Source organism: Roseivivax isoporae LMG 25204 (genome assembly GCF_000521865.1).
Classification (GTDB): Bacteria; Pseudomonadota; Alphaproteobacteria; order Rhodobacterales; family Rhodobacteraceae; genus Roseivivax; species Roseivivax isoporae.
In genome coordinates this window covers 189715-197161 of record NZ_JAME01000004.1, presented here as the reverse complement: position 1 = coordinate 197161, position 7447 = coordinate 189715, and the positions used below count along the sequence as shown (strand labels likewise).

Below are 7447 nucleotides of genomic sequence, written 5' to 3'. Positions count from 1 at the left end.
GGATCGTTCTTGAATCTCTGCATGTCTCTCTCCGGACCGGCGCCTATTTCGCGGTATAGCCGCCGTCGATGACCAAGTCGGCGCCGTTGATCATGTCGGCGCCCTCGGACGCCAGGAACACGGCAGCTGCCGCGATCTCCTCAGGCTCGGCAAAGCGGCCGGCAGGGATCTCGGCTTTCATGGCGTCGCCCTTGGGCCCCTCCCACGCCTTGCGGCCGAGCTCCGTGAGAACGACGGTGGGCGAGATCGTGTTCGCGCGGATGCCGTGCTTGCCCCATTCCAGCGCCATCGTCTTCGTCATTCCGATGACCCCGAACTTCGACGCGCAATAGGCGACATGACCGTCGAGAGCGACGCTCCCGGCCTGGCTGGCCATGTTGATGATGCGACCCGCGCCGGCGGCGATCATGTGCCGGGCGACGGCCCGGGCCACCAGGTAGCTGCCGGTCAGGTTGACGTCCAGGGTCCGCCGCCACGCGGCCGGGGAAAGCTTCTCGGCCGGCGCGAGATCGACGATGCCGGCGGAGTTCACCAGGATGTCGATCCGGCCGAACGCCTCAACGACATCGGACACGCAGGTGTCGACGCTGGCCTCGTCGGTGACGTCACAGGCGAAGCCGCGCGCACCGTTCCCGATGCGGTCGGCGGTGGCCTGCGCACCGTCCCGTCTCAGGTCGCAGATCGCGACGCGCGCGCCCTTGGTGGCGAGTGCCGCTGCGATGGCATCGCCGATCCCCGAGGCGCCGCCGGTCACGAGCGCGACCCTGTCGGAAAGTGGGAAGTCGTAGTTCATCTGCCTCGTCCCTGAATAAGCGGGCCGGCACGGATGCCGGCCCTGGTCGCATCCCGCGTGCCTTACTGGCGCATCTCCAGCAGCTCGCCGACGTTCTCCTCGGTGACCGGGGTCCACGGGACCTCGTACTCGCCCTTCGCGCCGTCAGCCCATTCCATGTCGGGGTACTGCTGCCACAGGTCGGCCAGCGGCTCGTGGCCGCCCTCGCGCGCGGCGTTGATCGCCACGTCGATGGCGCCCTGCGCCTGACCCTTCGCGTCCTGCAGGATCGACGTCATCTCGCCGTTCTGCACCGCCACCAGCGCATCGGTCACGCCATCGATACCGGCGATCGCGAAGTCCGCGACGTCGAGGTCGGCGGCCTTGATCGCCTCGATCGCGCCGAGCGCCATCTCGTCGTTCTGGGCAATGATGCCGTCAATGCCTTCGGGATGCGCCGTCAGCCAGTTTTCCATCAGCGTCTGCGCCTCGGCCCGTGACCAGTTGGCGGTCTGCTGCTCCAGCACCTCGACATCCGGGCATGCCTCGAGCGCCTGCATGTTGCCCTCGAGGCGCTGGATCTGCGCCGACTGGCCGATCGGCCCCTCGAGGATCACGACGCCGCCTTCGCAGCCGATCTTCTCGAGCACGGCCTCGGCCTCCATGCGGCCCGACTGCACGTCGTCGGAGCCGACATAGGCGGTAAGCAGGTCGCTGTTCACCCGCGTGTTCGACCCGACCACCGGGATGCCGGCATCGGCGGCCTGCTGGACCGCCGTGGCGCCCGCCTCCACGTCGATCGGAACGAACACGATGGCATCGAAGCCCTGCGTGATCATCGTCTCGAACTGCTCCTGCTGGACGAGTGCATCGTAGCGGCCGTCGAACACCGTCAGGTCGACCTCGCCCGATTGCACGGCGGGGTGGTTCTCGGCGGCTTCCGACCAGAGCTGCATGAACTCGGCGTTGAGGCCGTAGACGGCCGCTCCGATCTTCAGCGGATCGTCCTGGGCCAGCGCCGTCGATCCGGCGAGCGCGGTGGACGCGGCCACGGCAAATGCGAGGGTCTTCATCGTGTTTCCTCCCTTGGATTACGATTTTGGTTGCGAAAGTCTGAAAGGCCGGGGCTCACGCCCGCTGGTTTCGCGTCTGGTCGAGCAGCACCGCCGCCACGATCAGGACGCCCTTGATGACCTGCTGGTAGTAGGATTCGACGCCCATCAGGTCCAAGCCGTTGTTGACGACGCCGATCAGCAGCGCCCCGATGAGCGTGCCGGCGACATGCCCAACTCCGCCGGCGAGGCTCGTGCCGCCGATCACCACCGCGGCGATGGCGTCGAGTTCGTAGGCGACGCCGGCCTGCGGCAGCGCCGAGCCGGTGCGCGCCGCCAGGATCATCCCCGCGAGGCCAGCCATAAGGCCCGAGATGACGTAGACCGACAGTCGGATGCGCGCGACGTTGATCCCCGAGACCGTCGCCGCGTGCGGGTTGCCGCCGGCGGCGTAGACACGGCGGCCGAACTTGGTCGAGCCCAGGACGTACCAGGAGGCGACGAAGACCACGGCGAAGATCACCACCGGCATCGGTACGCCGAGCACGTCGCCCGTGCCGATCCAGCGATAACCGTCTGTCAGAGCCGGAATCGGCCGTCCGCCGGCGAAGAGCAGCGTGAGACCGCGCGCCGCCGACAACATGCCCAGCGTGGCGACGAAGGCGGGCACGTTGTAGCGCGCCACGAGAAGACCCGACACGGCGCCTGCCGCGGCCCCGACGAGAAGCCCGATCAGCAGCGGCACCACCACCGGGAAGGGCCCCCCGGCCACCGCCGCGATCGACGAGGTGGTGGCGAAGGCCGCCGAGGTGACGCCCGCCAGCGCCACGACCGATCCGACGGAGAGGTCGATGCCGCGCGTCAGGATGACAAAGGTCATGCCGATCGCCAGGATGCCGTTGATCGAGGTCTGGCGCAGGACGTTGACGATGTTGCGCCCGATCAGGAAGTACTCGTTGGCCACCGACAGCACCACGCAGAGCACCACGAGCGCGATCAGGATCCCGAACCGCTGAGCATAGGACGCGACGCGCGACGTGCGCGCGCCGCTCCGGGTCTCGGTCCCGCTGCCGGCGGCGGCAGGCGTCTCGGTGTGGTCACTCATTGCTTCCTCCCAATGTCACCGCTCGGCGGCCGTCAGGCCGCGAGGTGAACAAGTTTCTCGGCACTCATTTCGGCGCGCGACAGTTCTCCCGACACGCGTCCGTCGCGCATCACCACGACGCGGTCCGCCATGCCCAGGATCTCGTCCGTTTCCGACGACACCATCAGGATGGTCCCGCCCTTCGATGCGAAGTCGGACATGATGCGGTAGATCTCGCGCTTGGCTCCGACGTCGACGCCGCGGGTCGGCTCATCGAGCAGAAGCACGTCAGGTTCGGTCAGGAACCACTTGCCGAGAACCACTTTCTGCTGGTTGCCGCCGGACAGGCCCGACACCGGCAAGGTGTCTGTCGCGGTCTTGATGCCGAACATGTCGATCATGCGCTCCGCGGCCCGCCGCTCTGCGCCACGTGTCATGGAAAGCCCGCCGGAAAGCCGGTCGTGGCTCGCCATGCAGACATTGTTGCGAACCGTAGCCGACAGCACGAGGCCACTTTCCTTGCGGTCTTCGGTGACGAAGGCGACGCCACGGGCGATCGCCTCCGCGGCCGAGCGCGGGCTGAACGGCGTGCCGTGGAGCGTGACCGTCCCGGCACCATGCGCGGTCAGCCCGAACAGCCGTTCGAGGATCTCCGTCCGCCCGGCGCCCATCAGCCCATAAAAACCAAGGATTTCCCCCTTGTAGACGTCGAAGCTCACGTCCCGCACGCCGTTCCGGCTGTCGATGCCGCGCGCCGACAGGACGGTCTCGGCGCCTGGCGCGTTCTCCTTCACGAACTCTTCGGTCAGCGGCCGGCCCACGATCATGCGGATCAGGTCCTGCTTGTTGGTGTCCGCGATGCGCCCCGCCTCGACATAGGCGCCATCGCGAAAGACCGTGTAACTGTCCGCGATCTCGAAGATTTCCGTCAGGCGGTGGCTGACGTAGATGATGCCCTTGCCTTGCTCCTTCAGCCGCCGGATCGCGGTGAAAAGCTGGTCGGCCTCGCTTTCGCCGAGAGCCGAGGTCGGTTCATCCATGATGATGACCTCGGCGTCGTAGGACAGCGCCTTGGCGATTTCGACGAGCTGCAGCTTGGCCACGCTCAGGTCCATCATCCGCGCCCGGGGCGAGATGTCGAAGTGCAGCCGGTCGAGCAGTTTCTGGGCCTCGTCGTTCATCCGCGCGAAGTCGATGCGCCCGAACGCCTTCAACGGCTCACGACCGAGAAAGATGTTTTCGGCGACGGTCATCGCCGGCACGGGGCTGAGCTCCTGCTCGATGATCGAGATCCCGTTCTCCAGCGCCTCGGCCGGCGACCCGAACGACACCTCGCGTCCGTTGCGGCGGATGGTGCCGCCGTCGCGCTGCTGGATTCCCATGACGATGGTCAGGAAGGTCGACTTTCCGGCGCCGTTGCCGCCGCACAGGGCATGAACGCTGCCCGCCTCCAGGCGGAAGCGCCCGTCGCTCAGCGCGGTCACGCCGCCGAACGACTTCTTCAGATCGCTGACCTCCAGCAATGCGTCGCGCATGATCCCCTCCCGATCTTTTACATTTGTATTTGCTATTTTGTCATTCGTCAAACGCCTGATTTTCGAGCACACGGCCTTGGTGGCAAGAACCTCTTTATGCTTCTGTTTTCTTTGCCGATTTCTTTGGATTCGACCGCGCAACGATCGGATCAGCGGATCATTCCGTTCGAGGCGTCGCGCATCCGCGCATGCCCGTCAGCCACGACGGTCCGGCGGCGGCATCGGAATCTGTCTGATGTTCGATTGCGGCAGCCGAGGACATCCCCGTGGCGAGGGCCGTGCATCGCCATCTGGCGCTTGGGGACCGAGGTCATCGAAAGACGGGATACCCGCCGTCACCCGAGATCTGCCACAATGGCGCGATTCTTGCAGAGGGCGGGGGCGAGTTGGAAGATCCTTCCGGACAGGGCATCGATCGTATCGATCGGAACATCCTTCGCGCGCTTCAGAAGGATGCGCGCATGGCGAACGCCGAGCTTGCGAAGCTCGTGAACGTCAGTGCGGCGACGTGCCACCGCCGCACGCAGCGGCTGCTCGAGGAAGGATACGTCTCCTCGGTGCGCGCGCAGATCGCGCCCGCGCGCGTCGGGCTCGGGACGCTGGTGATGGTCGGCGTCGTCCTCGACCGCTCGACACCCGAAAGCTTCGCGGATTTCGAGGCGGCGGTCCGCGGAATGAAGGAGGTGCTGGATTGCAACCTCGTCGCAGGGGATTTCGACTACCTGCTGAAGATCCGCGTGCGCGACATGGCGGGCTTCAACCTGCTGCACGGCCGGCAGCTCATCTCGTTGCCGGGCGTCCGGCAGATCCGCACCTTCTTTGTCCTGAAGGAGGTCAAGGACAACGCCCCGCTGGCGTTCTGACACCGGAGCGGGACGGTCCGGGGCGGCTAGAACCCTCCGCCCCGAACCCTGCGGCCGGGTCAAACCCGAATGAAGTCCAGGAGGTCGGCGTTCACCCTTTCCGGATGCGTCGCGAAGGGCGCGTGCGACAGGCCGGGATAGGTCTTGAGCGTGCCGTCCTGCAGAAGCGCGACCGCCTTGTGGGCCGAGTTCCTGATCGGCACAATCTGGTCGTCCTCGCCGTGCAGGAGCAGCACCGGGATCGTCAGCTTCCGCAGATCCTCGGTGAAGTCGGTTTCGGAAAACGCCCGGATGCAGTCGTACTGGGCTTTCGCACCGCCCATCATGCCCTGCCGCCACCAGTTCCGGACCTGGCCCTCGCTGACGACCGCACCGTCGCGGTTGAAGCCGAAGAACGGGCCGGACGCGATGTCGAGAAAGAACTGCGCCCGGTTCGCAGCGAAGGCCGCGCGGTACCCGTCGAAGATCTCGGGCGGAATGCCGTCGGGGTTGGTCGGGGTCCGGACCATCACCGGCGGCACGGCACCGATCAGCACGGCCCGGGCGATCCGGCCGACCTCGGCCCGCGCGGCATAGCGCGTCACCTCGCCGCCGCCGGTGGAATGGCCGATATGGACTGCATCGCTCAGGTCGAGCGCTGCGGCGAGGTCCGCCACGTCCTGCGCGTAGGTGTCCATGTCGTTGCCGGCATCGGTCTGGTCCGACCGTCCGTGCCCTCGACGGTCGTGCGCGATGACCCGGTAGCCCTGGTCGAGAAAGAACAGCATCTGGGTGTCCCAGTCGTCACCCGAAAGCGGCCAACCGTGGTGGAAGACGATGGGCCGGGCGTCCCGCGGACCCCAGTCCCTGTAGAAGAGGGTCGTGCCGTCCCGGGTCTGGATCGTTGCCATGGCGAGATGTCCTTGGATTTGCGTTGGGAACAGGGCGGGTGCGGGGCGACGGCCCCGGTTCTGGCGCGCGTGTGCGCGGTCATGTGCGGAAGCGGCGCGATGCCAGGGTCCGGCATTGGCCGGTGCGCCGCCGGACCGGATCCGGCGGCGCATTCGGTCAGTTCGTGTGCGCGGACCGCGCGGCCGTGTCGATGACATCCGCCACGGCTTCGGGCTGGGTCAGGAAGACGACGTGACTGCCGGGGACCTCGACCGAAACCGCGCCGATGCGGTCGGCGGTGTGGCGAAGAAGCTCGGGATCGATGGCGTTGTCCTCGGTGGCGACAACCGCCCAGCTGGGCTTTTCCTTCCAGGCCGCGTGGGACACCGGCGTTCCGAAGATCTCCATGTTGATCGGAACCTGGCTGTCGCGCAGGAACGCCGCGTCGGGATCCGAGGTATCGCCGGCGAAGCCGATCTTGAACTTCTCGGAATTGACGAAGCCGAAGCCGTCCGCGCCCGTCTCGATGACGAAATCAGCCGGCGCCGGGATTTCCGAGAACTGGTCGCCCGTCGTCTCGCCCACGTCCGGCGCCAGCGCCGAGACGTAGACCAGGCCCGCGACGTTGGGGTTCACACCTGCCTCGGTGATGACCGTGCCGCCGTACGAATGGCCGACCAGGATCGTCGGTCCGTCGAGGCGGTCGATCGCCCGGTGCGTCGCCGCCACGTCATCCTCGAGCGAGGTCAGGGGGTTCTGCACGACGCTGACGCGGTACCCACGGGCCGTCAGGATATCGTAGACGCCACGCCACCCGGACCCGTCCGCAAAGGCGCCGTGGACGAGGACGACCGACCGCACCGCTTGGTCGGTCGGGAGCGAGCCTTGCGCGTATGCGCCGGTACCGAGATTCACCGCGGCGGCCGCGGCAACTGCCATGGTTCTGAGTTTTCTGGACATCGGGAGTACCTCTTCGTTTGCAATCTGGTCGAGGGATCAAGGCGTTGCGACTTCGGGAAATCTGGCCGGCCAAGCGGCGGCGGCATCCGTTCCCGCCACGCGGAACATACCCGTTGCGGCCTGACGGGTGCTCTCAAGTTTCGCCGGATTTTGCAGGTTCCGAGATGAGATTGGTTAGAAACTCGAGATACTCATCCGACAGGAAGGGTGTTTCTGATCAATTCTTTCATGGGGCGATGACGCCGAATCAGGATCGGCCCGACGAAAATGCTTCCGGCACAATGGGTTTCGTCGGGGCGCCGGGCGCGCGC

The 7447-nt window shown here is 66.6% G+C and carries 7 protein-coding genes; 1 reads left to right on the top strand and 6 read right to left on the bottom strand.

What is annotated here, in order from left to right; all coding sequences use genetic code 11:
• Positions 1-43: 43 nt before the first annotated feature.
• From RISW2_RS04005 to RISW2_RS03990, 4 genes are all read right to left on the bottom strand, one after another.
• Positions 44-793: a GolD/DthD family dehydrogenase gene (locus RISW2_RS04005; RefSeq protein ID WP_043766936.1), complete on the bottom strand. Its 750-nt coding sequence runs from the start codon at positions 791-793 to the stop codon at positions 44-46.
• Between the two features lie 62 nt (positions 794-855).
• Positions 856-1845 (bottom strand): substrate-binding domain-containing protein, encoded by a 990-nt coding sequence (locus RISW2_RS04000; RefSeq protein ID WP_043766934.1) that lies wholly within the window; start codon positions 1843-1845, stop codon positions 856-858.
• Positions 1846-1900: 55 nt separating this feature from the next.
• The gene (locus tag RISW2_RS03995; RefSeq protein WP_043766931.1) at positions 1901-2929 is read right to left on the bottom strand and encodes an ABC transporter permease; all 1029 of its coding nucleotides are present in this window, start codon (positions 2927-2929) and stop codon (positions 1901-1903) included.
• Positions 2930-2961: 32 nt separating this feature from the next.
• The gene (locus RISW2_RS03990; RefSeq protein ID WP_244437504.1) at positions 2962-4584 is read right to left on the bottom strand and encodes a sugar ABC transporter ATP-binding protein; all 1623 of its coding nucleotides are present in this window, start codon (positions 4582-4584) and stop codon (positions 2962-2964) included.
• 245 nt (positions 4585-4829) lie between these two features.
• On the opposite strand from RISW2_RS03990, the gene RISW2_RS03985 reads away from it, so the two are divergent.
• Entirely contained in the window at positions 4830-5306 is a 477-nt protein-coding gene (locus RISW2_RS03985) for an Lrp/AsnC family transcriptional regulator (protein ID WP_043766926.1), read from the top strand.
• A gap of 59 nt (positions 5307-5365) precedes the next feature.
• Here RISW2_RS03985 and RISW2_RS03980 read toward each other — a convergent pair whose 3' ends face one another.
• Both RISW2_RS03980 and RISW2_RS03975 read right to left on the bottom strand, forming a co-directional pair.
• Entirely contained in the window at positions 5366-6196 is an 831-nt protein-coding gene (locus RISW2_RS03980; protein WP_043766923.1) for an alpha/beta fold hydrolase, read from the bottom strand.
• A 157-nt stretch (positions 6197-6353) separates the two neighbouring features.
• Complete coding sequence (locus RISW2_RS03975; RefSeq protein ID WP_043766920.1) at positions 6354-7136, bottom strand: alpha/beta fold hydrolase; 783 nt, start codon at positions 7134-7136, stop codon at positions 6354-6356.
• Between the last annotated feature and the right edge of the window lie 311 nt (positions 7137-7447).